26 protein-coding genes are annotated in these 24,138 nt (G+C 70.0%); 19 read left to right on the top strand and 7 right to left on the bottom strand.

Translation table 11 applies throughout. The features are described 5' to 3' along the window. Positions 1-133: 133 nt before the first annotated feature. The 3 genes from ACWDR3_RS23755 to ACWDR3_RS23745 form a co-directional block, all read right to left on the bottom strand. Positions 134-976 carry a PaaX family transcriptional regulator gene (locus tag ACWDR3_RS23755; protein ID WP_450354544.1) on the bottom strand — a complete coding sequence of 281 codons (843 nt, stop codon included), beginning with the start codon at positions 974-976 and terminating at the stop codon, positions 134-136. 115 nt (positions 977-1,091) lie between these two features. Beyond that, positions 1,092-1,979, bottom strand: a complete 888-nt coding sequence (locus ACWDR3_RS23750) for a fumarylacetoacetate hydrolase family protein (RefSeq protein WP_450354543.1) — start codon at positions 1,977-1,979, stop codon at positions 1,092-1,094. A gap of 97 nt (positions 1,980-2,076) precedes the next feature. Beyond that, complete coding sequence (locus ACWDR3_RS23745) at positions 2,077-2,496, bottom strand: RidA family protein (protein WP_401724442.1); 420 nt, start codon at positions 2,494-2,496, stop codon at positions 2,077-2,079. Positions 2,497-2,699: 203 nt separating this feature from the next. On the opposite strand from ACWDR3_RS23745, the gene ACWDR3_RS23740 reads away from it, so the two are divergent. Genes ACWDR3_RS23740 through ACWDR3_RS23720 form a run of 5 tightly spaced genes read left to right on the top strand, consistent with a single transcriptional unit; the run spans position 2,700 to position 8,673 of the window. Next, entirely contained in the window at positions 2,700-3,182 is a 483-nt protein-coding gene (locus tag ACWDR3_RS23740) for a cupin domain-containing protein (RefSeq protein WP_450354542.1), read from the top strand. Then, on the top strand, positions 3,179-4,084 hold the full coding sequence (locus ACWDR3_RS23735; RefSeq protein WP_450354541.1) for an acyl-CoA thioesterase: 906 nt from the start codon (positions 3,179-3,181) through the stop codon (positions 4,082-4,084). Before ACWDR3_RS23740 ends, ACWDR3_RS23735 begins: the two co-directional genes overlap by 4 nt. A gap of 41 nt (positions 4,085-4,125) precedes the next feature. After that, positions 4,126-5,844, top strand: coding sequence for an AMP-binding protein (locus tag ACWDR3_RS23730; RefSeq protein ID WP_450354540.1), 1,719 nt, complete (start codon positions 4,126-4,128; stop codon positions 5,842-5,844). Next, the gene (locus ACWDR3_RS23725) at positions 5,841-8,219 is read left to right on the top strand and encodes a bifunctional salicylyl-CoA 5-hydroxylase/oxidoreductase (RefSeq protein ID WP_450354539.1); all 2,379 of its coding nucleotides are present in this window, start codon (positions 5,841-5,843) and stop codon (positions 8,217-8,219) included. The genes ACWDR3_RS23730 and ACWDR3_RS23725 overlap by 4 nt, the downstream gene beginning before the upstream one ends. After that, positions 8,200-8,673: an acyl-CoA thioesterase gene (locus ACWDR3_RS23720; RefSeq protein WP_450354538.1), complete on the top strand. Its 474-nt coding sequence runs from the start codon at positions 8,200-8,202 to the stop codon at positions 8,671-8,673. Before ACWDR3_RS23725 ends, ACWDR3_RS23720 begins: the two co-directional genes overlap by 20 nt. Before the next feature lie 7 nt (positions 8,674-8,680). Here ACWDR3_RS23720 and ACWDR3_RS23715 read toward each other — a convergent pair whose 3' ends face one another. From ACWDR3_RS23715 to ACWDR3_RS23705, 3 genes are all read right to left on the bottom strand, one after another. After that, positions 8,681-9,178 carry a transmembrane transport protein gene (locus ACWDR3_RS23715; protein ID WP_450354537.1) on the bottom strand — a complete coding sequence of 166 codons (498 nt, stop codon included), beginning with the start codon at positions 9,176-9,178 and terminating at the stop codon, positions 8,681-8,683. After that, complete coding sequence (locus ACWDR3_RS23710) at positions 9,175-9,720, bottom strand: RNA polymerase sigma factor (protein WP_450354536.1); 546 nt, start codon at positions 9,718-9,720, stop codon at positions 9,175-9,177. The genes ACWDR3_RS23715 and ACWDR3_RS23710 overlap by 4 nt, the downstream gene beginning before the upstream one ends. Positions 9,721-9,838: 118 nt before the next feature. Next, positions 9,839-10,432, bottom strand: a complete 594-nt coding sequence (locus ACWDR3_RS23705) for a TetR/AcrR family transcriptional regulator (RefSeq protein ID WP_450354535.1) — start codon at positions 10,430-10,432, stop codon at positions 9,839-9,841. A 102-nt stretch (positions 10,433-10,534) separates the two neighbouring features. Between ACWDR3_RS23705 and ACWDR3_RS23700 the strand changes: the two genes are divergently transcribed. Together ACWDR3_RS23700 and ACWDR3_RS23695 are read left to right on the top strand one after the other, a co-directional pair. Further along, entirely contained in the window at positions 10,535-11,485 is a 951-nt protein-coding gene (locus ACWDR3_RS23700) for an alpha/beta fold hydrolase (protein WP_450354534.1), read from the top strand. Positions 11,486-11,489: 4 nt separating this feature from the next. After that, positions 11,490-12,164, top strand: a complete 675-nt coding sequence (locus ACWDR3_RS23695) for a Type 1 glutamine amidotransferase-like domain-containing protein (RefSeq protein ID WP_450354533.1) — start codon at positions 11,490-11,492, stop codon at positions 12,162-12,164. Positions 12,165-12,183: 19 nt separating this feature from the next. Here ACWDR3_RS23695 and ACWDR3_RS23690 read toward each other — a convergent pair whose 3' ends face one another. After that, positions 12,184-12,843 (bottom strand): TMEM175 family protein, encoded by a 660-nt coding sequence (locus tag ACWDR3_RS23690; RefSeq protein ID WP_450354532.1) that lies wholly within the window; start codon positions 12,841-12,843, stop codon positions 12,184-12,186. Positions 12,844-13,063: 220 nt separating this feature from the next. On the opposite strand from ACWDR3_RS23690, the gene ACWDR3_RS23685 reads away from it, so the two are divergent. The 12 genes from ACWDR3_RS23685 to ACWDR3_RS23630 all read left to right on the top strand — a co-directional run bounded on the left by ACWDR3_RS23685 (position 13,064) and on the right by ACWDR3_RS23630 (position 24,080). Continuing rightward, entirely contained in the window at positions 13,064-13,525 is a 462-nt protein-coding gene (locus ACWDR3_RS23685; RefSeq protein WP_450354531.1) for a cupin domain-containing protein, read from the top strand. Between the two features lie 113 nt (positions 13,526-13,638). After that, on the top strand, positions 13,639-14,601 hold the full coding sequence (locus ACWDR3_RS23680; RefSeq protein WP_450354530.1) for an alpha/beta hydrolase: 963 nt from the start codon (positions 13,639-13,641) through the stop codon (positions 14,599-14,601). A 42-nt stretch (positions 14,602-14,643) separates the two neighbouring features. Continuing rightward, positions 14,644-15,546, top strand: a complete 903-nt coding sequence (locus ACWDR3_RS23675; protein WP_450354529.1) for a helix-turn-helix transcriptional regulator — start codon at positions 14,644-14,646, stop codon at positions 15,544-15,546. Between the two features lie 138 nt (positions 15,547-15,684). Next, on the top strand, positions 15,685-16,158 hold the full coding sequence (locus ACWDR3_RS23670) for a hypothetical protein (protein WP_450354528.1): 474 nt from the start codon (positions 15,685-15,687) through the stop codon (positions 16,156-16,158). Positions 16,159-16,200: 42 nt separating this feature from the next. Next, positions 16,201-16,701 (top strand): sigma-70 family RNA polymerase sigma factor, encoded by a 501-nt coding sequence (locus ACWDR3_RS23665; RefSeq protein ID WP_450354526.1) that lies wholly within the window; start codon positions 16,201-16,203, stop codon positions 16,699-16,701. Next, positions 16,688-17,296, top strand: a complete 609-nt coding sequence (locus ACWDR3_RS23660; RefSeq protein ID WP_450354525.1) for a hypothetical protein — start codon at positions 16,688-16,690, stop codon at positions 17,294-17,296. Before ACWDR3_RS23665 ends, ACWDR3_RS23660 begins: the two co-directional genes overlap by 14 nt. A gap of 131 nt (positions 17,297-17,427) precedes the next feature. Beyond that, positions 17,428-18,294: an alpha/beta fold hydrolase gene (locus tag ACWDR3_RS23655; protein ID WP_450354523.1), complete on the top strand. Its 867-nt coding sequence runs from the start codon at positions 17,428-17,430 to the stop codon at positions 18,292-18,294. Beyond that, the gene (locus ACWDR3_RS23650; RefSeq protein ID WP_450354522.1) at positions 18,291-19,010 is read left to right on the top strand and encodes an SDR family oxidoreductase; all 720 of its coding nucleotides are present in this window, start codon (positions 18,291-18,293) and stop codon (positions 19,008-19,010) included. The genes ACWDR3_RS23655 and ACWDR3_RS23650 overlap by 4 nt, the downstream gene beginning before the upstream one ends. A 32-nt stretch (positions 19,011-19,042) precedes the next feature. Further along, positions 19,043-19,912: a DUF427 domain-containing protein gene (locus ACWDR3_RS23645; protein ID WP_450354521.1), complete on the top strand. Its 870-nt coding sequence runs from the start codon at positions 19,043-19,045 to the stop codon at positions 19,910-19,912. Positions 19,913-20,008: 96 nt separating this feature from the next. Beyond that, complete coding sequence (locus ACWDR3_RS23640) at positions 20,009-21,808, top strand: MOSC domain-containing protein (RefSeq protein ID WP_450354520.1); 1,800 nt, start codon at positions 20,009-20,011, stop codon at positions 21,806-21,808. An 83-nt stretch (positions 21,809-21,891) separates the two neighbouring features. Then, positions 21,892-22,362, top strand: coding sequence for a MarR family winged helix-turn-helix transcriptional regulator (locus ACWDR3_RS23635; RefSeq protein ID WP_450354519.1), 471 nt, complete (start codon positions 21,892-21,894; stop codon positions 22,360-22,362). Further along, on the top strand, positions 22,359-24,080 hold the full coding sequence (locus tag ACWDR3_RS23630) for an MFS transporter (RefSeq protein ID WP_450354518.1): 1,722 nt from the start codon (positions 22,359-22,361) through the stop codon (positions 24,078-24,080). The genes ACWDR3_RS23635 and ACWDR3_RS23630 overlap by 4 nt, the downstream gene beginning before the upstream one ends. Positions 24,081-24,138 lie beyond the last annotated feature (58 nt).

Genomic DNA, 24,138 nt, shown 5'->3' with positions numbered 1-24,138 from the left:
GGGCTTCCCGCGCCGCAGTAACTGGAGATAAATTCTCCAATTGAGTTGCTCGGCGCCCAGTGCGTTGCCCCGCGCCCACCTGCTCCGTGCCGAGAGGAGAACGTCGTGGCCGTACCCGGACCAGGACGTGCACTCAGCTGTTCTCGTGGATCACCTTGAGGGCGTGTTCGCGCGCCGATGCGCTCAGGAGGGTGTCCAGTTCGGTGAAGAGTGCGCCCGCGGTCACCCCGTTCCACCCCTCCGGGAGCAGCGACAGCGGCAGGCCCGGGTCGCGGTAGGGCAGCCGCCGCCACTGGGTCAGCATCGGGATGTACGTCCGGAATGCCTCCGGCGGTGTCGTGCCGGCTGCCGGGACCCCTTCACGGACCGGGTCGTAACGCCGTAGGAAGTCGGCGTAGAGCTCGGTGAGTTCGTCCAGGTCCCACCAGGTGCGGACCTTCGACCGCAGATCCCCGAACGCGAAGTGGTCGCCGGTGAAGATGTCGACGTACTCGGTCAGGCCCCGGCGCTCCAGGGTCCGCCGGGTCTCCACCGCGAGGTTGCCCGGTGCGACCCAGACCCCCGGTGCGGCGGTGCCGAGGCCCAGTCGGGTCAGGCTGGTGCGGAGGTCGTGGCGCTTCTCGCGCTCGGACTCGGGGACGGAGAAGACGACCACGAGCCAGCCGTCCTCGGCGGTCGCCCGGGCGCGCTCGAAGATCCGGACGTCTCCCTCGGCGAGCGCCGCCAGCGTCGAGTCGGCGAGGGAGTAGCCGGCGGCTCCCTCGTGAGGCTGACTGCGCAGCACCTCGCGGCGCTTCAGGCGGGAGACCGCCGAACGTACGGCGGGACCGTCGAATCCGAGGTCCGCCATGAGTTTCACGACCGACGCCACGGAGAGCCAGTTGTGCTCGCCCCGGGCGTACAGGCCGAAGATCGTGGTGATGAGCGGGCCCAGACGAGTGTCACGTCCGCCGGCGGACTGCTGTTCCGCCGTCATGGCGACACGCTCCTCTGTGCTCCCGGCGGGCATGCAACGGCGGCCGGATCGTCGTTCGGCGGGCAGTTTATCCCTCAGTTGCCGAACGACGTTCCTCCCTCCGTGCTCGGGACGGTCACGTCAGGCGGGTACGGGCCACCGTGTTGCGCAGCTCGCCGAGGCCGCTGACCCGGGTGACGACCAGGTCGCCGGCGCCCAGGAAGATCTGCGGATCGCGCGCGCTGCCGATGCCGCTCGGGGTGCCGGTGAGGATCACGTCTCCCGCGCGCAGGGTCATGCCGCGGCTCAACTCCGCGATGATGCGGGCGAAAGAGAACGCCATGTCACTGCTGGAGGCGTGCTGCAGCAGGCGTCCGTTGACCTCGCACTGCACCCGCAGATCCGCCGGGTCGGCGATCTCGTCGGCGGTGGTGAGCCAGGGGCCGAGCGGCATCGTGGCGTCGATGCTCTTGCCCTTGAGCCACTGGCCGCCGTGCGCGCGCTGGAGGTCGCGCTGGGACACGTCGTTGGCGACGAGGTAGCCGAAGACGTGCTCCAACGCCTTCTCCTCGGGGATCGACCTGCCGTCGACGCCGATGACGAGGGCGATCTCGGCCTCGTAGTCCCACTTGGCGGACAGATCGGGATCGTAGGAGATGTCGTCGGTGGGCCCGATGACGGTGTCCGGGCCCTTGGTGAAGAAGGTCGGGTGCTCGGGGCGGGTGACGGGGTCCTGGCCCTCGCGCTTGCCCTTGGACTCCTCGAAGTGGTCCCAGTAGTTCCAGCCGGTGCACAGGATGTCGCGGTTGAAGCGGTGCAGCGGCGACTCCAGGCGGGCACCGGCGAGCGGGATCGGGTCGGCGTCGGCGAGGGCGGCCCTGGCCGTGTCGAGGGCGGTCGGGCCGCCGCGGACGATGTCGTCGACCGTGCCCACCGACGGGGGCAGCAGGGCGATGACCTGCGTGGCCTCCTGTACGACGCCGGTGCGGCGGACGCCGTCGACGGTGAGGGACGCGAGTTTCATGCCGGTCGGCCTTTCGGTTCTCGGGCGTACGGGGGGTGCTGTGGTTGTTACGTGACTCAGTGGCCGCCTGGGCAGCCGTACTCCGCTTCCGTGCCGGCTACGAGCCCGGCGTCACGAGTCGCTCGTCCGGGATGACCGCGACGCCGACGATCTCGATCATGGCTTCGGGCTGCCACAGAGCCGTGCAGCCGATCCCCGCCATCGCCGGGTAGACGGCGCCGGCGAGCTCGCGCCAGACCTTGCCGATCTCCTTGCCGTGGGCCTGGTAGTCGGGGATGTCCGTCAGGTAGATGGTGATGCTGACCAGGTCTTTCGGCTCCCCGCCCGCCTCGCGGAGCGTGGTGAGCACGTTGCCGAACGCCTGCCGGAACTGGGCGACGATCCCGCCCGGCACGATCTTCATCTCCGCGTCGAGCGCGGTCTGTCCGCCCAGGTGGAGCGTGTTTCCCGCGAGGGTCCCGTGCGAGTAGCCGCTGGGGGCGGGAAGGGAGTCCGGGTTCACGGCGACGGGCGTCATTGGGTCTCCAGGTCGAGTCGGGGTGGAAGCGGGTCCACTCGGCGTCTGGTATTGACTTTAATTGACGACAGTGAAAAATACGAGATACCGGCGTCATCGTCTCGACCCACTCGCACGACTCGCTCGCACGACGCATTCGTACGACCCGCTCGCTCGTCCCGCGGCACAGGCGCCCTCCTCGCCATCGAACGGAGCCGACCACCATGGAGCCCGACCTCAGCAAGTACCGCCTCGAAGGCGACAACTCGATGTACCGACTGCCCAGCGGCCTCGTCGCGCCTGTCGTGACGCGCGGCGGGCTGGAGGACGGGGGCACCGCCGACTCGGGCGGGGCCGTCCGCGTCTCGGGCGTCAGCATCCAGCACACCCCGGCCACCAAGCTGTGGTTCGGCAAGGTCAGCAACGAACCGGGCTACCGCTCGGTCACCCACCACCACGGCGAGGCCGAGACCGGCGGATACGTCCTGTCGGGCCGGGCGCGCATCTACTTCGGCGAGAAGTTCGAGGACTACGTCGACATGGAGGAGGGCGACTGGGTCTTCGTGCCGCCCTTCATGCCCCACGTCGAGTGCAACCTCTCGCGCAGCAAGCCCCTTACGTGGATGACGACCCGGACGCCGGAGAACATCGTCGTCAACCTCCCCGACGTCGCCGACTCCGAACTCCGCGATTGGCTGAACCGATGACGGCCGAGACCTCCCCGACCTCCAAGGTCTTCACCGACGCCGTCGCACTGACCGCGACCGAGCCCGAGCACTTCGACCTCGCGTTCACCGCCGTCACCCAGCCCTGTCCCTGGCCGAAGGCGTACGGCGGCGACCTCGTCGCGCAGGCCGCCGCCGCGGCGATGCGGTCGGTGACCGACGGCAAGTCACTGCACTCGATGCACAGTTACTTCCTGCGCCCCGCCGACATCGGCGCGAGCGTGCGCTACGAGGTGGAGTTGCTGCGCGACGGCCGCGGCTACAGCACCCGGCAGGTCCGCGGCTACCAGAACGGCAAGCTCCTCTACGTCTGCCTGGCCAACTTCGCGGCGGGCGAGCCCGGCGGTACGTTCGAGGCCGAGTTCACGGAGGACGTTCCCGACCCCGATGAACTCCCCACCTCTGCCGACTACTTGGCGGACCTCGACGGCGGCACGATGACCGACGAGTCCAAGGCCTACTGGTCCGCCGGTCGCGGTTTCGACATGCGGCACGTGCCCGGACCCGTCTACCTCACCGTCGAGGGCAAGCAGGTCCCGCACCAGGCGGTCTGGCTCCGGCCGTTCGACGCGCTGCGTCCGGTCGACGGACTGACCGACGCCCAGCGGGACTTGGCCGCCCTCGCCTACGTCTGCGACTACACGATCCTCGAACCCGTCCTGCGGGTCCTCGGCCTGGCCTGGGCCATGCCGGGGCTGATCACCGCCAGTCTCGACCACGCCATGTGGTTCCACCGCCCGGGACCGGTGGACGGCTGGCTCCTCTACGTCCAGGAAGCCGCCGCCGCCGACGCGGGCCGCGGTCTGGGCACGGGCCGCTTCTACACCCGCGATCACCGTCACCTGGCCACAGTCGCCCAGGAGGGCATGCTCCGTTCCGCCTGACCCCGTCGGCCCGCCGACGGATTCCCGGAAGGACCCTTCCGATGTCTCGCCCTTCCTCTCCCTCTTCCCTTCCCCCTTCTTCTCCCGCCGCCCTCTCGCCCTCCGCGCACGTGGACAGCTTCACGCGCGACCACCTGCCGCCCGCACACCTGTGGCCGACCATCGAGTTCACGACGCCGGAGCTGCACTACCCGGACCGCCTCAACGCCGCCACCGAGCTCATCGACATCCCCGTCGCCAGGTTCGGCCCCGACCGGCCGGCCCTGCGTACGCCGGCGGGGGAGAAGTGGACGTACGGCGAACTGCTCACGCGTGCCAACCAGGTGGCGCAGGTACTGACCGAGGACCTCGGACTGGTGCCGGGCGGACGCGTCCTGCTGCGCTCGCCGAACACGCCCTGGACGATTGCGGCTTGGCTCGGTGTGCTCAAGGCAGGCGGGGTCGTCGTGACCACCATGGCCGCTCTGCGCGCCCGTGAGGTGACTCCGGTCGTCGAGCGGACGCGGCCCTCGATCGCGCTGGTCGACCACCGTTTCGCCGAGGACATGCACACCGTCCGCGACACCGCGTGGCCGACGCTGACCGTCGTCGAGTACGGCGGTGGCACCCCCGACGATCTCGTCGCCCGCGCCGCGGCCAAGTCGGGTGAGTTCACCAACGTGGAGACCGCCGCCGACGACGTGGCACTCCTCGGACCGACCTCGGGCAGCACCGGCGTACCGAAGATCACCATGCACTTCCACCGCGACATCCTGTCCATCGACAACACCTTCGGTCGCCACGCCCTGCGGCTGACCCCGGAGGACACGGTCGCCTGCACGGCTCCGCTGGCGTTCACCTTCGGCCTCGGCATGCTCGTCGTCTTCCCGCTGCGGGCCGGTGCCTGCGCCTTGCTGACCGAGGCGGCCACGCCCGCGCAACTGGCCGATCTGGTCGAGGGGTTGGGCGTCACTGTGCTCGCGACGGCGCCCACCGCGTACCGGGCGATCGTGCGCGCGGGGCAGGCACGCCAACTAGTCGGACTGCGGGTGGCGGTGTCGGCGGGCGAACACATCCCGCGCACCACCTGGGAGCAACTGCGGGACGGCGCAGGGTTGGAGGTCATCGACGGCATCGGCGCCACCGAACTCCTGCACATCTTCATCACCGCAGTCGGCGACGACATACGCGCCGGAGCCACGGGCAAGCCGCTGCCGGGATACCGGGCCACCGTGCTCGGGCCCGACGGCGAGGAACTCGGGCCCGGTGAGCCGGGCCGACTGGGCGTCATCGGGCCGGTCGGCTGCCGCTACCTCGACGACGAGCGCCAGAAGGACTACGTGGTCGCGGGCTGGAACACCACCGGCGACATCTTCCACCGGGACGAGGACGGCTACTTCTTCTACCACGCCCGCGGCGACAACATGATCATCTCCTCGGGCTACAACATCGGCGGACCCGAGGTCGAGGCCGCCGTCGACACCCACCCCGACGTGGCGGAGTGCGCGGTCGTCGGCCGCCCCGACAAGGAGCGCGGCTCGGTGGTGTGCGCCTTCGTCGTCCTGCGGGACGGCGTCCGGGGCGACGCGGCCAAGGCCAAGGAGATCCAGGACCACGTCAAACAGGTCATCGCCCCCTACAAGTACCCACGCGACGTACGGTTCTGCGACTCCCTGCCGCGCAACGTCAGCGGCAAACTCCAGCACTTCGCGCTCCGCAGGATCATCGAGGACGAGCTGGCCGCCACGCCCGCCGTCGAGCAGGGAGAGGTAGCCCCGTGAAAATCGCGATCGTCGGCGGAGGCCCCGGTGGGCTCTACTTCGCCGCTCTGATGAAGCAGTTGGATGCGACCCACGAGGTCACCGTCTGGGAGCGCAACGCCCCTGACGACACCTTCGGGTTCGGTGTGGTGTTCTCCGACGAGACCCTCGGCGGCATCGAGAACGCCGACACGGAGTTCGCCGAGGCGATGGCCAGCCGGTTCGCCCGGTGGACGGACATCGACATCCACTACCGCGGCGAGAGCCACACGATCGGCGGTCAGGGCTTCGCGGCCATGAGCCGCAAGGAACTCCTGCACCTGCTCCAGGAGCGGTGCCGCGACCTCGGCGTCGACGTGCGCTTCTCGACGCTCGCCCCCGACATCGAGGAACTCCGCGCCTCGCACGACCTGGTGGTGGGAGCCGACGGGGTCAACTCCCGTATCCGGCAGGAGCATTCGGATGTCTTCCGGCCCACCCTGGACCGGCGGCACAGCAAGTACATGTGGCTGGGCACGGACCGGGTCTTCGAGGCGTTCCAGTTCTTCATCAAGGAGACCGAGTGGGGGACCATGCAGGTCCACGGCTACCCCTACTCCGACACCGGCTCCACCTTCATCGTCGAGATGCACGAGGACGTCTGGCGCCGCGCCGGCTTCGACGCGACCGAGGAGGTCGAGTTCGGTCCCGGCACCTCTGACGAGCAGGCCGTCGAGCGCATCCGGGGCCTGTTCGCCGAGGAACTCGCCGGCCACCAGGTGTTCGCCAACAACTCCAAGTGGCTGAACTTCACCACCGTACGCAACGAACGCTGGCACCACGGCGGCCTGGTCCTCATCGGCGACGCCGCGCACACCGCGCACTTCTCCATCGGTTCGGGCACCAAGCTGGCCATGGAGGACGCGCTCGCACTCGCCGCCTGTCTGCACGAACACCCCGACGCGGAAACGGCGTTGACCGCCTACGAGACCGAGCGGCGGCCGGTCGTCGAGTCGACGCAGCGGGCCGCGCAGGCGTCGTTGGAGTGGTTCGAGAACATCGGCATGTACGTCCGGCAGGAGCCGACCCAGTTCTGCTTCAACCTGCTGACCCGTTCCCGTCGCATCACCTATGACAACCTGCGCACCCGCGACCAGGAGTTCGCCGACCGCGTCGACGCCGCCTTCGCCAAGTCGCAAGGTCTGGGCGGGAGTTCACCGGCGATGTTCCAGCCCTTCAGACTGGGCCGGTTGGAGTTGAAGAACCGGGTCGTCGTGTCCCCCATGGACATGTACTCCGCTGTCGACGGCGTACCCGGCGACTTCCACCTCGTGCACCTCGGCTCCAAAGCCATGGGCGGTGCCGGACTGGTGATGACGGAGATGGTCTGCGTCTCGCCCCAGGGCCGCATCACGCCCGGCTGCACGGGCCTGTGGAACGACGAGCAGCGCGACTCGTGGGCGCGGATCGTGGACTTCGCCCACGAGCGGAGCACGGCCCGCATCGGCCTCCAGATCGGCCACTCCGGCCGCAAGGGCTCGACGAAGCTGATGTGGGAGGGCATGGACGACCCGCTGCCGGAGGGCAACTGGGAGACGGTCGGACCCTCGTCGGTCGCGTACGGCCCCGGCTGCGCGGTCCCTCGCGAGGTCACCCGCGAGGACATGGACGGCATAGTCGCCGACTTCGTCGCGGCCGCCCGCCGAGGCGCCGACGCAGGCTTCGACCTCCTCGAACTCCACTGTGCGCACGGCTACTTGCTCTCCTCGTTCCTGTCCCCGATCGCCAACCACCGCACCGACGAGTACGGCGGCGCCCTGGAGAACAGGCTGCGGTTCCCGCTGGAGGTCTTCGACGCCGTCCGCGAGGCATGGCCCGCCGAGCGTCCGATGATCGTGCGCATCTCCGCCACCGACTGGGTGCCGGACGGCAACACCGAGCACGACGCCGTCGAGATCGCCCGCGCCTTCATCGCGCACGGGGCGAACGGTATCGACGTCTCCTCCGGCCAGGTCACCAAGGACGAGACGCCGGCGTTCGGCCGTTCCTACCAGACACCGTTCGCGGACCGGATCCGGCACGAGATCGCCGCCGCGACCGGCACCGCGGTCATCGCCGTCGGCGCGATCGCGTCGTACGACGACGTCAACTCGATCCTGCTGGCGGGCCGCGCCGACCTGTGCGCCGTGGGACGGACCCACCTCTACGACCCGCACTGGACCCTCCACGCGGCGGCCGAGCAGGACTATCAGGGCGAGGCGGCCCAGTGGCCGGTGCAGTTCGGGGCGGGCCGCCGCAAGCCGCCGACCTCGCGCACCGACGCCGTACGCCCGCGTCTGTCGCTGCTGCGGGCCGACGACTCCGTCCAGGACATCCATCTGCGCTGGACCCCCTCGCATGCACCGGCCTCCGTCTGACGAGGAGGTGGACGGCACCGGCAGCCTCGCCCGTGCCGTCCACCGAGGCCGGGTGGAATGGATGGACACCGATGCCGCGGGGCACCACCACAACACGGCTGTCACGCGGTTCGTCGAGGCGGCCGAGGCGATGTTGATGCGGGAGTACGGGGTCGACGGCTACTTCGGCTCCGCGCCTCGCGTGCGGTACGAGGTCGACTTCGCATCGCCGCTGTGGTTCGGGCAGGAGGTGACGACGACGATCCTGGTCGAGCGCGTCGGCAGGTCGTCGTTGACGTTCCAATTCGAGGTCTGGGGCGAGGAGTTCGAGCAGCGGGCACGACGGCTGGCAGCCTCTGGTCGATACGTCACGGTGCATGTCCCGCGCGGTACTCGCGAGAGCGCGCCGTGGCCCTCCGAGTGGGTCGCCGCGCTGGGTGGTGAGTCGGTGGACCGAGACGTCGATGTCAGGTGACGTAGGTTCAGATGACTTTCGTCTGGAGGGAGTTGCGCAGGCGCAGCAACTCGCGGCGACGGGCGTGCGCTCGTAGCAGGAGCAGTCCGGCGGTGATGACGAGGGCGGTGCCGGTCAGGGCGATGGTCAGTGCTTCGGTCGGGGTACCGCGGACCGCGGCCAGCGTGGTGCTGGCGACGCCGGTCAGGACGGTGACGGTGAGGGCGAGGCGGGCGCCGAGTACCCGGTCCCGGGCGTACAGCGGTCGGCGGCGGGTGAGGACCCACCCGGCGAAGGTGGCCCAGGCGAGACCGACGGTGATCAGGGCGGCGAAGGCGACTTGGGTACGCACCGGTAGCGGGTGCGGTTCGGTCGCCCAGAGCACCGCGATCAGGGCCGCGCCGCACCCGCCCGCGAGGCCGATGGCCGTGTGCCGCATGCGGGCGCGCAGCGAGACCTCCGCCGCCAGCGCGCGCTCCAGTTCCTTCGGCACATCGCGGCGTTCCGCGTCGTGGTGCTCGCTCATGCCTCGTATCCCCTCTCCACAAGGATGTCCCGCAACATGCGGCGGGCGCGGTGCAGTCGGCTCTTGACCGTGCCCGGTGGTACGCCGAGCACCTCCGCGCAGGCGGCCAGGGGCAGGTCCTGCAGGTGGAACAGGAGCAGCACTTCGCGCTCCAGCGGCGGCAGTCCGCCGAGGCCTGCCTGGATCTCCAGCGTGGTGAGGAGTGCGGTGTCGCGGTCGTCGTCCTCGGTTTCCGTCTCCACCTCGGTGGTGGTGGTCGGAGGTGTCCGGTAGGTCTGTCGGAGGTGGTCGGTGACCGTGCGGCGGGCGATGGTGAACAGCCACGGGGTGAACCGCTCGGGTTGCCGTAGTCGCGGCAGGCCGCGCATCACCGCGACCCATGCCTCCTGGGCGAGGTCGTCCGCGGTGTCCGGGGATCCCACCATGCCCTTCACATAGCGCCACAGCGGGTCGTGCCAGAGGCGCACCAGCTCGTGGAACGCCTCGCGCTCCCCGAGCTGGCACCGCACCACCAGCAGCCTTTCGTGCGCGTCGTCGCTCACCGCGGCTCCCTGTCTCGCCTCATGTTTCACCGGGAGAGTCGGTGCGGGGGAGGGAAAGGTTCACGGACTCACTTCCGTGCGGTCGGCGGGACCGGCCGAATCCCGACGCTGGGTCGCTCTAGCCCCGGCCGCGCAGAACCTGCGCCAATGCGCTCATGCTGATGTCGACGATCGTGCTGAGCTGCTTCTTGCTCGCCCCGGCCCTGCTCATCACGGCCAGCGACTGGTTGACCGCCGTGATGTGGGTGGCGTGGTCCTCGGCCTCGCTCTCGGTCAACACCGCGGTGCTCAAGGCGGTGCGCAGCCGCGCGCGTTGAAGCCCGACGGCTTCGATCGCACGCGCGGCGATGGCGGGGCTGAGTACGGGTGTCGCCATCGCGGTCTGGGCGACCAGGCATCCGTCCGGTACGTCGGGGTCGGCGATGCGGTGGAGGGTGACGTCGAAGAACGCCTGGATCGCCCGGAGTGGTTCCCCGGGCGGACCGGAGGCGAGCGCCTGCTCGTACCGGTCTCCGTACCGGAGGGCGTAGCGGTCCAGGCAGCGCAGATAGAGCGAGTCCTTGTCGCCGAACGAGGAGTAGAGGGAACTCCGGTTCAGTCCCGTTGCCCTGGAGAGGTCGTCGAGCGAGGTGTCGGCGTATCCGGCCCGCCAGAACTGGACCATCGCCGCGTCGAGGGCGACGCCCACGTCGAACTGCTTCTTCCCGGCCATTGCGCGTGCGCCCCGTTCTTGAGGTTCTTGAGTGAGCCAGCCCATCGTGGCCTGCCCATCTTATCTTGAACTGAATGGTCCAAGATGGGTTACGCTCGACGCATGACGGACGCCGGCATCGACTCGAACCACCCCTCCGGCCGGGACAACGTCCCCGGGCTGCCGCTGCGCGACCTCGGGGGCTTCACCCACCGCTGGGTCGACGCGGACGGGATCCGGCTGCACGCAGTGGAAGGCGGTCGGCCGAGCGGGCCCACGGTTGCGCTGCTCGCCGGCTTCCCGCAGACCTCGTGGGCCTGGCACAAGGTGATGCCGCGCCTTGCCGAGCGCTTCCATGTGATCGCGGTCGACCTCCCGGGGCAGGGCCACTCCGACCGTCCCCCAGGGGGCTACGACACGCACACCCTCGCGTCGCGCGTGCAGACCGCGCTGACCGCGCTCGACGTCGAGAAGTACTGGCTCGCGGCCCACGACATCGGGGCCTGCGTCGCCTTCTCGCTCGCCGTGAAGTACGAGGACCGCCTGCACGGCGTCGCCCTGCTGGACGCCGGCATCCCAGGGATCACTCTCCCCACGACCATCCCGACCGACCCCGAACTGGCCTGGAAGACCTGGCACTTGGCGTTCCACCTGGTACGCGAACTGCCGGAGACGCTGATCACCGGTCGCGAACGCGACTACGTGGGCTGGTTCTTGAGGGCCAAGACCCTGTCGTCGGACACATTCGACAGCTCCGAAATCGACTACTACGCCGCCTCCATCGCGGCCGAGGGAGGACTCCGAGCGGCGCTCGCCTACTTCCGTGAGGCCGAGGAATCAGGGCGCAAGAACCAGGACGCTCTCGCTTCCGAACGAGGGCACTTGACCATCCCGGTCCTGGGAATCTCCAGCTCCCACGGCTCGATCCCCGACATGGCCAAGTCCCTGAGCCCCTGGGCTGAGAACGTGACAGGCGTCGTCATCCCGGATGCCGGACACTTCATTCCCGAGGAGCAACCCGGCGCGACGGCGGAGGCGTTGATGGCGTTCATCGATCGCGGGAGTGTTGGCTAGAGGGATGAAGCTACTTCTCACCGACTCCGGTGTCAGGAACGCGAGCATCCTGGCGGCGCTGGTCGACCTCCTGGGCAAGCCGATCGCCGAGTCCCACGCCCTCTGCATCCCCACCGCGGGGTACGGGGGGCCGTACGGTGATCCGGGCGGGCCATGGCGTTTCGTCAGCGGACGGTCGCCCAGTCCCATGACCGATCTGGGGTGGAAGTCGGTGGGCGTGCTGGAGCTCACCGCACTGCCCGGCATCGACAAGGAACGCTGGGTCTCCTGGGTCCGGGAGGCGGACGTCCTGCTCGTGAACGGCGGCGACGCGCTGTACCTGTGCCACTGGATGCGGGAGTCCGGACTTGCCGACCTCTTCCCGTCGCTCGACGACACGGTCTACGTAGGACTCAGTGCCGGGAGCATGGTGCTGACCCCGCGCATCGGGGAGGCCTTCGTCGGCTGGAAGTCGCCCACCGGTGACGACAGCACGCTGGGAGTCGTCGACTTCTCCGTCTTCCCGCACCTGGACAGCCCGGACTGTCCGGAGAACACCATGGCCGAGGCGGAACGGTGGGCCGCCGGGATACAAGGCCCCGCCTACGCCATCGACGCGCAGACCGCCATCAAGGTGACTGACGGCGAGGTCGAGGTCGTGTCCGAGGGACACTGGAAGCTGTTCAACTCGGCGTCATGAGCGTCGACTTCCCGCCGGCCTAGTCCGCGGCCGACGCCCCTCCGCCCGAGCCGCGCCGGCGTGCGCCGAAGATCACCGCGGGGATGCCCGGCACGAGGATCCAGCACAGGTACGCCCACTCGGTGGCGAGGGCGACCGGGATGGAGACCAGGAATCCTGCCGCCACCACGCTCATGCGGCGGATCGACCGGGGGAGGAGGTCGGGCGGGGTGCACGGTCGGTAGAGGGCGGCGCGGTTGATCTCCCGGACCATGAAGACGAACAGCACGCACGCCGTGAACTGCACGATCGCGTAGAAGATGAACCGGGCCTGGAACGCGTCCTCGCCGCCGATCACGTCGGTCGCGAACGGGGTGATCACCAGCATGAGGAGCCAGTACACGGTGAGGCTCGTCATCAGGCTGTTCGACGACGTGACGTAGCGAAACACCCGGTGGTGGGCGCGCCAGTGCGCGGCGATGACCACGAAGCTGATCGCGAATGCCATGTAGGCGTCACGGTGACTGGTGGCCGAGTCCCACAACTCGGAGTTGGTCGTGCCCTCCGGCACCGGTAGTTCCAGTGCCAACAGGGTGAGCGCGATGGCGACCACCGCGTCCCCGAAGAACGTGAGTCGCTCCGCGGCTACCGCCCGGATCTCCGTGTCCTCGGACGGTTGTTGATCAGTCGAGTGAGCCATGGCGCAGAGGATGCCACAGGCGGATGTGCACCCCGTACGCCGGTTGCCCGCAAGCGGGTCGCCTGATGCCCGGGAGCCGTGTCGGGGGAGTGGTACTGCTGTTCCCACCCGGTTCGCTGGCCCCGCCGGATGAGCCGAAGGAGGATCGGACAAGACCGTCGTTCCCCGCTGACGAAGGCGCCGAGCCCGCCGACGGCGCAGATCGGACACCGTCATGACCATGGCCTATCTCGCACAGCCCGAGCAGCAGCAGAAGCTCGAATGGCTCGACGGCGGCGAGTTCGCCGTCCTCCTGGACAGCGCGGCCACCGCCGGACAGTTGACCGTCGGACGGTTCTCCGTCAGCAAGGGCGAGGCACCGCCGTATCACCAACACACCCGTGAGGACGAGGTGTTCATGCTGATCAAGGGCAGCGCGTTGTTGTGGTGCGATGACGAGGAGATGGAACTCTCCGAGGGCGGCATCGTCTTCCTCCCCCGCAACGTCCCGCACGGTTACCGGATCACGTCCGACACCGCCGACCTGCTGATGATCTGCACCCCGGGTGGCATCGAGGGCATGTTCCGCCACGCCGGTCGCGATCTGGCCACCCCGCGTCCCGAGGGCTTCGAGATCTCCCGCGACCTCATGGCGGAAGCCGCCGATATGTACGGCCAGATCATCGTCGGACCGCCGCGCTGACCGTCGCGGACCGGTCGGCGGCGACCGCCATGCAGCCACACCCGGAGCCCCTGGGTTCGGCTGATCTTGCAAATGACCAGCTCAAACCCACGACAAGAAAGCAGGGCACAGCCATGTCCCGGCAACAGCGTGAAGCCCTCGACGGCCTGCTGCGGCACGCCCCGCTCGACCTCGGGGGAGACGTCGGCGAAGCGCGTGCCGTCTTCCACGACATGATGACCGGCGTGCCGTTGCCGTCCGATGTCACCGGCACGGCAGGGGAGTTGGGCGGTGTACCCGTCGTCACCGTCACCGTGGAGACGGCGGGGAGCGACTCGGTGAACGTGCTGCTGTATCTGCACGGCGGTGCTTACGCCATCGGCTCGGCGGCCGATGCCGTGGGCCTGGCCGGAGATGTCGCTCGGCGCAGCGGGGCGCGTGCCGTGTGCGTGGACTACCGGCTGGCGCCCGAGCACCCGTTCCCGGCGGCCGTCGATGATGCCCTGGCCGTCTACCGCGCCCTGCTCGACGACGGTGTGCCCAGCTCCGCCATCGCCTTCGTCGGTGAGTCGGCGGGTGGTGGTCTCGCCGTCGCGACGCTGGTCGCAGCGAAGGACGCGGGGCTGCCCCAACCCTCGTCGGTCGCCGTCTTCTCCCCGTGGGCCGACCTCAGCGTGTCCGGCGACAGCGCGGTCGGCAAAGCCGCCGTCGATCCCTCGCTGACCCCGGAAGGGCTGCGCACCCGCGCCCGCGACTATCTGCGGGACACGGATCCCCGCACGCCGTACGCCAGTCCCGTCTTCGCCGATCTCACCGGCCTCGCGCCCCTGCTCGTCCAGGTCGGCTCGCACGAGATCCTGCTGGACGACGCCGTACGCCTGGCGGCACGCGCCGCCGCGCACGACGTCCACGTCGAACTGCAGGTCTGGCCCCAAGTACCGCATGTCTTCCAGGCGTTCGCCGCCATGCTCGACGAAGCCGACGACGCACTGCGGGCCGCCGCCGACTTCACCCGCGCGCACTGGGACGCCCCCGCGACCACCGACGCGTTCAGCGAGGAAGCGGCGGCGAGTAAAGAGTCCGTTGTGCGGCAGTAGAAGCAGCCTGTGGTCCGCGGCGTGTGGACCACGATGATCCGTATGGCAACGACGAACCACTTCGGCAGCGCACTGCGAGGCTGGCGTGAGCGGGTGTCACCCGGCGACTGCGGGCTGGCGACCGACGGGGACCGGCGCATCCCCGGACTCCGTCGCGAGGAACTGGCCCGGCTGGCCGGACTGTCGGTCGACTACGTGGTGCGGTTGGAACAGGGCCGCGCCCGCCACCCCTCCGACCAGGTGGTCGCCGCCCTGGCCAGAGCGCTGCGCCTCGACCCGGCCGAGCGCGACCACCTGTTCCGCTGCGCCCGACTCGCGCCGCCCGCCACCGGGAGCGTGTCCCGGCAAGTGCCCCCGCGGGTACACCAGTTGGTGAGTCGGCTGGGAGACAACCCCACCGCCGTCTACGCAGCCGACTGGACCCTCGTCGGCTGGAACGGGATGTGGTCCGCCACGGTCGGTGATCCCCGTACGTACGGCTGGGAGGAGGGCAACCTCGTCGCCGGGATGTTCCGGGCAGGGGGTGGAACGGCGGGGGTGCCCATCGCGGGCTGGCCGGTTCGGTCCTGGGCCGGGGACGAGGCCGAGGAGGAGGACCTCGTCGCCGATCTGCGGGTCACGGCCGCCGCCCATCCGCACGACGGACGCCTCGCCGCCTTCGTCGACCACCTGCGGCGCTGCAACCCCCGCTTCGCGCGTCTGTGGTCCAACGGCACCGCCCGCGCGCACGTCGGCGACCGCAAGACCATCGAGCACCCCCTGGTCGGGGACATCGACGTCGACCTCGACATCCTGATGCCCGCCGGTACCGACCTCAGGGTCGTCACGTACACGGCCGAGTCCGGGACCACCGGCGCGGAGAAGATCGACGCCCTGCGCGCCGCCCGGGCTGCGTCGAGTGCGAGCCCGTACCGCCCCAAGTCCGAGAGTTCCAGCGTCGGTTGATGGTCACGGTTGGGTGACGAAGGTCGGTGCGGTGTGCGCCGGGCGGGTCCCTGTGGCGTGGGAGTGGTGCGACGGTGACGGGGCTCGCCCCGGTGGTTCGAGCCGTCGAACTCCTCCAGGGCGAACGAAGGGCCGACCATGCAGCACCGCACATCGATTACGCAGCACCGCACTTGGGGATTGACCGCCGTCGGCGTGGCCGCCGCGGGGCTGTGCGCCGTGCTGGCCACGACGGCACTGGCCTCGTCCGACCACGACACCAAGCCGCGGGCCGAGACGAAGGCCAACTCCCAGCTGTCGAAGGAGAACTCCCAGCCGTCCAAGGAGAACGCCCAGTTGTCCGGGGAGAAGTCCGAGCTTTCCGAGGAGAAGAACGTGTCCCCCGCCGGCGGGACCAAGTCCCAGCCGTCCGAGGAGAACCAGCAACTCCTCCGGATTCAGCGGGAGATCAAGGTCACGACGGGCATCCCCACCGCGGACCAGATCGCCAGGGCCGACAAGTTGATCGGGCAGTTGAAAGCGGACGGCAGGGCCACCGCGGACCAGCTCGCCTGGCTGAAGCTGACTCCCGCGGAGAAGACCACGCAGGCGGCCCCGGTCGGCAAAAACTGAGTGACGCGTGAAAGCGACGGTGTCCGAGAACGGCAGGCCGCAGTGACGGACTTCGAGGAGTTCTACCAGTCGGCGTACGCACGGCTGGTCGGTCAGCTGTTCTCGGTCACCGGCAGTCTCGAACAGGCCGAGGACGTCGTACAGGAGGCGTTCGTGCGGGCGTTGGACCGCTGGGCCACCATCCAGACGTACGACGTGCCGGAATTATGGGTGCGCCGGGTGGCGATCAATCTCGCGGTGAGCGAGATCCGGCGGCTGCGCCGACGCGCCGCGGCCCTGCTGCGCCTGGGTGCTCAGCGCCCGCAGCCCGACCTCACACCGGAGACGGCTGGTGTCGCCGAGATGCTGCACCGGGTGCCGGTGAACCAGCGGCCGGTGCTGTTGCTGCACGACGTACTGGACCTGCCGATCGAACAGGTCGCCGAGCAGTTGGGCCTGCCGGTGAGCACCGTGCGCGGCCGGCTCGCCCGAGCCCGCGCGAACCTGGCCCGCCGCCTCGCCGCGGATCCGGAAGGAGCGTTGTCCCGCCATGGCCGAACCTGAGCGCAGTCTTCGCCGGCTCGTCGAGGAGGGCACCCGTGCCGCTCGGCAGCCGCCGGTCGCGGACCTGCGACGCCGGGCCCGACGTCGCCGTACCGTCCGCGAGACCGTGACCGCCACGGCCGCCGCCCTCGCCGTGGCCGCCACGGTGGTGGCCGTCCTCCCGCTGATCGGCTCCACGTTGTCCGGGACCGGCGGGCCCGAATCCACAACGCCCGGCACCCCCCGCCCCTCGGTCACCCGGTCGCTGACCACCACGCCGACCCAGATCGTGCGCGGCGGCACGCTCACGCTCCGCGGCACCGGCTGCGCCCCGGGCAAGGCCGTGTCCGTCGGAATCCGCTGGGACCGCGGGGCGAAGCTGAGCCTCTCGATGGAGGAGAGGAAGACGCAGAGCACCCCGCGGACGACGGCCACGGCCGCCGGGACACACACGCTGACCTCGGTCGACGCACGCGCCGACGGATCCTTCGAAGCCAGGGTCACGCTCCCGACCAGCCCCGCGATCGCCGAACCCACCCTGTGGGCGCGCTGCCAAACCCCGGCCCCGGTCCACCAACTCACCCAGGACACCTCGATCGTCGTCGCCGGCGACTGAAGGCTGCGCAACCGGCCGTGCAGCAGGCCAGGTAATCGGCTATGTAACCGGCTAGATTCTCTTGACAGGTTATACGCTGGGTGATTGGCTCCTTGCGTAACCACTCATGGCGACGTCAGGAGTTAGAAGTCATGGCGACCATCCATCACCGTTACGCGACCGTCCAAGGGCAGCGGCTCTTCTACCGGGAGGCGGGGCCGCAGGACGCGCCGGTCGTGGTGCTGCTGCACGGCTTCCCCACCAGCTCGTTCATGTTCCGGGACCTGATCCCGCTGCTGGCCGACCGCTATCACGTCATCGCCCCGGACCACCTCGGCTTCGGCCTGTCCGACGCGCCGTCCGTGGACGACTTCGACTACACCTTCGACGCCCTGGCGGACCTCACCTCGGGCCTGCTGGGCCAGCTCGGGATCAGCCGCTACGCGATCTACGTACAGGACTACGGCGCCCCGGTGGGCTGGCGGCTCGCGCTGGCGGACCCGGCCGCGGTCACGGCGATCATCAGCCAGAACGGAAACGGTTACGAGGCCGGGTTCGCGGAGGAGTTCTGGAAGCCGGTGCGGGCGTACTGGCAGGAGCAGAGCCCGCAGACGGAGCCGGGAGTGCGCGGGGCGCTGACCCTGGAGGCCATTCGCTGGCAGTACCTGCACGGCGTGGCCGACGAGAGTCTGGTCAGCCCCGACACCTGGCAGCACGACCTCGCGTCGGTGTCCCGGCCCGGGAACGACCTGGTGCAGCTGAAGCTGTTCGCCGACTACGCGAACAACCTCCCGCTCTACCCGAAGCTCCACGCCTATCTGCGCGAGAGCGAGGTCCCGGTGCTGGCCGTGTGGGGCCGCAACGACGAGATCTTCGCCCCCGCCGGCGCGCTCGCCTTCGCCGACGACGCGCCCCACGCCGAGATCCACCTCCTCGACGGCGGCCACTTCCTGCTGGAGAGCCACCTCGACCAGGCCGCCGACCTCATCCGTGGCTTCCTGAACAGGGCCCTGTCATGACCGGGCCGCTGCAGGGTGAGACCGTGCTCGTCATCGGGCGAGGCGGCGGCATCGCCCGCGCCGTGGTGATCGCCGCCCGGGACGCCGGAGCCCACGTCATCGCCGCCGGTCGCGACCAACAGGCGCTCGACAAGGCCTACGCCGGCGAACCCGACATCGACACCGAGACCGTCGACCTCACCGACGAGACCTCCATCGCCGCCCTCGGCGAACGGCTCGGGACGATCGACCACGTGGTGTCCACGGCCTCGGCACGCGCCCGTGGCCGGCTCGCCGACCTGGACCGGGACGCGGTCAGGCGCTCCTTCGACACCAAGGTGATCGGCCCGCTGATGCTGGCCAAGCACCTCGCTCCGCGCATCCGTGAGTCCGGGTCCTTCACCCTCTTCTCCGGCGTCGCCGCGGCGAAGATCGCGGTCGGCACGCTGGCCGTGGCCATCACCAACGGAGCCGCCGACGTCCTGGCCCGCTCCCTCGCCCTCGAACTGGCGCCGATCCGCGTCAACGCCATCTCCCCGGGCGTCATCGACACCGGCGCCTGGGACGCCCTCGGCGAAGCGGGCAAGGCGGACTACTTCGCCGACATCGCCGCCCGCAACCCGGCCCGTCGCATCGGCACCGTCGACGACATCGCGGGTGCCGTCCTCTACGCCATGACCAGCACCTTCCTGACCGGCACCACGCTGCGCATCGACGGCGGCGAACCGCTCACCTGACCCGCCCGGGCCGAGCAGAAGGGAACGAAACGATGGGCCTCTCCTGGCAGCAAGGACCACTCGCCCCCGGCGCGGTCGGCCGGTTCCTGGTCCCCGACCCGCTGCCCGAAAGAATGCTGTTCGCGGAACCGCTGCGCCGCCGCATGCGGGTCCGGTTCGGCGACACATGGATCGCCGACAGCGAGGACGTCGTCCTGCTCCACGAACCCGGCCGCTACCCGGTGGCGTACTTCCCGCTCGCCGACATCAGCGCGGATGCCCTGCAACCGGCCGAGCGCACCACCCGCCACCGCGACCTCGGACCGACTTCCTGGTACACCGTCCACGCCGGTACGCGGAGCACACCGCGCGCGGCTTGGCAGCACACCGAACTGCCCTCTCATGCTGGGGAGTTGGAAGGCCGGGTCGCCTTCGCCTGGCGCGCGATGGACTCCTTCTACGAGGAGGACGAACGGATCGTCGGCCACGCCGCCGACAGCTACCACCGCGTCGACATCCGCCGCACCAGCCGCCACCTCGTCGTCCGCAGCGGCGACCGGGTCGTCGCCGACACCACAGTCCCGCTGGTCCTGTACGAGTCCGGCTTCGCGCCCCGCTGGTACGTCCCGCGCGCCGACGTGGACGAGTCCGCGCTGACGCGGGTCGAGGGGCAGACGTTCTGCCCGTACAAGGGACTGGCGAGCTATTACGACATCGGCGGCGCCCGGCGTGCGGCCTGGTCGTACGAGGACGCGTGGACCGAGGTGCGGCGCGTCTCCGGGATGGTGTCCTTCGAACCGGACGAGGTCGAGGTGCGGCTCGACGGTGTCCGACTACGGTTGGAACCCGGCCAGAACGTCGTCTCGCACGGCGTCGACCGCAACCTCGACCTCGACGAGACGACCGCGGTCCGGAAGCCGTGAGTGGCAATGCCTGAGGGAAAGCCCTGACAGGCAGCCCCTAATGGCGGCGCCGAAAGGCACTGCCGGACCCGCCGTCACCGCAGGAAGGAGTGCGCGATGCCGTCGCTGTTGTCGGTGAACGTCGGTATGCCGAAAGACGTGGCCTGGCAGGGCCGGACCGTCCACACCGGCGTGTGGAAGCACCCGGTGCACGGCCCGGCCATGGTCCGCCGCCTCAACATCGACGGCGACGGCCAGGGCGACACCGCGGGGCACGGCGGCGAGCAACGGGCCGTGCTGGTCTACCAGATCCAGTCCTACGAGCACTGGCAGCGCCACTTCGGACGCGACGACCTCGAATACGGCAACTTCGGCGAGAACCTAACTGTCGACGGCATGCCGGACGACGAGGTCTGCATCGGCGACCGCTACCGCATCGGCGAGGCCGAGTTCGAGGTCACCCAACCACGGGTCACCTGTTACCGGGTCGGCCTGCGTCTCGGCGAGCCCGAACTGCCCGCCCTGCTGGTCGGCCATCACCGCCCCGGCTTCTACATGCGGGTCGTGCGGGAGGGGATCATCGAGGCCGGTGACGAGATCGTCCGGACCAGGACCGGGCCGGGCGCGCTGAGCGTGGCGGACACCGACGCGCTGCTCTACCTCCCGGGCCGGGACCCCGAGAAGCTGCGGCTCGCCCTGGACATCCCCGCCCTGAGCCCCGGCTGGCAGGGCTCGTTCCGCGAACTGCTCGCGAAGGCTTCGGACACGGCGATCGGCGCGGCGATGGGAACGGCGACAGGCACGGCGACAGGAACGGCCCCGGCCACGGGTCCCGCCTGGTCCGGATTCCGGCCGCTGCTCGTGGCCGATGTGATCCCCGAGAGCGCGACGGTCTCCTCGATCCTCCTGGCCGCCTCCGACGGCTCCGCGCTCCCCACCGCCGATGCCGGCCAGTACCTCACCCTGCGTCTCCCCGATGCGGCGGATCCCGCCCCGGTCCGCAACTACTCGCTGTCCTCCACCCTCGATTCCGGCCGCTACCGGATCAGCGTGAAACACGAACCGCACGGCACGGCGAGCGGCTACCTCACGACCCGGCTGCGGGCGGGCGCGACCCTCGAAGTCGCCGCGCCCCGAGGCGAGTTCGTGCTCGCCGAGGACACCGACCCGGTGCTCCTGGTCTCCGCCGGCATCGGCCTCACACCGGTGCTCGCGATGCTGCACGAACTCGCCGCGAGAGACCGTGACCGGGAGATCTGGTGGCTCCACGGTGCCCGCAGTCCGGGGGAGCACCCCCTGGCCGCGGAGGCGCATGCGCTGCTCACCGGACTGCCGAACGCTCATGAGCACGTGTTCTACAGCGCGGTCGAGTCCCGCAACGGTGTCGAGGGACGCGCCGATACCGACCCGGGCAAGGGGTACGCCCACCCCGGGCGCCTCACGAAGGACGAGTTGATCGCGCTGTCCGTGCCGGCCGACGCGACCGCCTACGTCTGTGGACCCGCCGCCTTCATGACGGACATGCGGCACGCCCTGACCGAGGCGGGCCTTGACGCGGCCCGCATCCACACCGAACTCTTCGGCGCGCTGCCGTCCATCGACCCCGGCATCGTCGCGCAGGCCGCGAGGCCTCCGCACCAGCCCCCGGGACCACCCGGCACCGGCCCGCTGGTGACCTTCGCGCGCAGCGGCCTCGCCGTCCCGTTCCCCGAGGACGGGCGCAACGTGCTCGAACTCGCCGACGCCTGCGACGTCCCGGCCCGCTGGAGCTGCCGTACCGGCGTCTGCCACACCTGCGTCACGCCGCTGCTGTCCGGCGAGGTCACCTACGCGCCGACCCCGTTGGAACTCCCCGACGACGGCCAGGTCCTCATCTGCTGCGCGCGGCCCGGAACCGACGTGGTCTTCGACATGTAGGCATCCTCGGCATGTAGGCATCCGCGGCGCACAGGCCCGACGCAGATATTGATTCCCTCTACACCTAGATGCATAATGTGGTTATGCATAAGCGGGTTATGGAAGTTGCCGCACCGGCCGAAGGCCTGATCGTCGCCCTGGAGGAGATGGTCCGGTACGTCCGGCACAGTGCCACCGCGGGCGGCCTGAGCACGTCGGCCTCCGCGACGCTCGGCCGACTCGCTCGCGAGGGCCCGCACCGGCTCACCGATCTGGCCCGCGCCGAACGCGCGACCCAGCCGAACATGACGCAGCTCGTGACCCGACTGGAGCGCGCCGGTCTTGTCCGCCGCGTCGCCGACGCGAGCGACGGCCGCGGCGTGCTGGTGGAGATCACCGACGCCGGCGAGGAGATGTTCCTGCGGCGGCGCGCCGAACGCGCGAACGCGCTCGAAGCACTCATCGACGAACTGACCGAGGAGGAACGGCAGGCGGTACAGATCGCCCTGCCCGCGCTGGCCCGCGCCATCCAGGAAAGCCCATCGCTTCGAGACGCTGGAGAGAACCGCACATGAGTGCACCGCATGGAAAGGCTGCCAGCCCCTTCCGGCAGCCGAAGGCCGTCTGGGCCGTCGCGTTCGCCTGCGTGATCTCGTTCATGGGCATCGGCCTGGTGGATCCGATCCTGCCCGCCCTGGCCGACAGTCTGCACGCCACACCGAGCCAGGTCTCGCTGCTGTTCAGCAGCTACCTGATCGTGACGGCGGTCGCGATGCTGCTCGTGGGCTGGGTCTCCAGTCGGATCGGCGCCAAGCTCACCCTGGTCATAGGCCTGGCCGTCATCGTCGTCTTCGCCGCACTCGCCGGCACCAGCGGTTCCATCGACGGCATCGTCGGCTTCCGGGCCGGCTGGGGGCTGGGCAACGCGCTCTTCATCGCGACCTCCCTCGCCGTCATCGTCGCCTCGGCGAGCGGCGGTTTCGGCGGCGCGATCATCCTCTACGAGACCGCGCTCGGCCTAGGCATCGCGGTAGGCCCGTTGCTGGGCGGCGAGTTGGGCGCCATCAGCTGGCGGGGACCCTTCTTCGGCGTGGCCGTCCTCATGGCGATCGCGCTGGTCGCGACCCTCGCCTTCGTCCCCTCCCTGCCCAAACCGAAGCAGCCCACCTCGGCCCTGGCCCCACTGAAGGCCCTGCGGCACCGCGGCCTGCTGACCATGGGCATCATGGCCCTGCTCTACAACTGGGGCTTCTTCACCATGCTCGGATACGCCCCGTATCCCATGGAGTTGAGTGCCCATCAGCTCGGTCTGGTCTTCACCGGCTGGGGCCTGCTGGTCGCCGCCTTCAGTGTGTTCTTCGCCCCGCGCCTGCAGGCCCGCTTCGGCACGGCCCCGGTGCTGTACGCGAATCTGGTCGGCCTGAGCATCGTGATGGCGGTCATCGCGGCCGGCGTCGCCACGCCGACAGTGGTGATTGTTGCCGTCATCGTCAGCGGCGCCTTCATCGGCGTCAACAACACCCTGACCACGCAGGCCGTCATGCTCGTCTCGCCCGTCGAGCGCCCCGTCGCCTCCTCCGCCTACGGCTTCCTGCGCTTCATCGGCGGCGGCCTCGCGCCGTACGTGGCAGGCAAGTTGGCCGACGCCACCGACCTGAGCGTGCCGTTCTACGTCGGTGCCGGCACCTTCCTGCTCGCCATTCCGGTCCTCGCCAGCGGCCATCGGCTGTTGAGCGCGGCCGAGACGCACACGGGTGAGGGCGAGGTCGTCGAGCCGTCGCTCACACCTGTCGGCGCCCAGGCCTCCAGCGATGTCCCGCGCGTCATCGTCGCAGTCGGCTCCGACGGGAGGGCCGCCGCGATCGTCGACGCCGCGGCCAGGCTCGCCCGTGACACGAGCAGCCCGCTGGAGGTCGTCCACGTCCAACAGACCGCGGTGGTCGAGGAACAGGCCGTCGACACCGAGACCCACGAGCAAGGCCGCGCCGCCGTCATCGCCCACCTCGACCGTCTCGCCGCCCAGGGCGTCACGGCCACCGGACAGATCCTGGTCAGCGTCGGCGACCACGCCGCGGCCGGCCGGGCACTGGCCCAGCACGCCGCCGACGACGGCGCCCGTGCCGTGGCCATCGGACGGTCGCCGCGCGGTCCGGCGGCACAGTTCGGCGACGGCAGCCTCACCACCGCCCTGATCCACAGCGCGAGTTGCACGGTGGTCCTGGTCGACCCGGACGTCACACCGCGCCCGCTGACCGCGGCCACGCTGGCGGAACTGCGCGGCGGCGACGCCTGACCCACGGCCGCATGCCGGCGGCTGCTCGGACCGTCGTCCCCCCCCCGACGGTCCGAGC

This window comes from Streptomyces sp. NPDC001002, from assembly GCF_053599215.1.
Note: the sequence above shows the minus strand (reverse complement) of the source record. Positions and strands in the feature narration are given on the sequence as shown.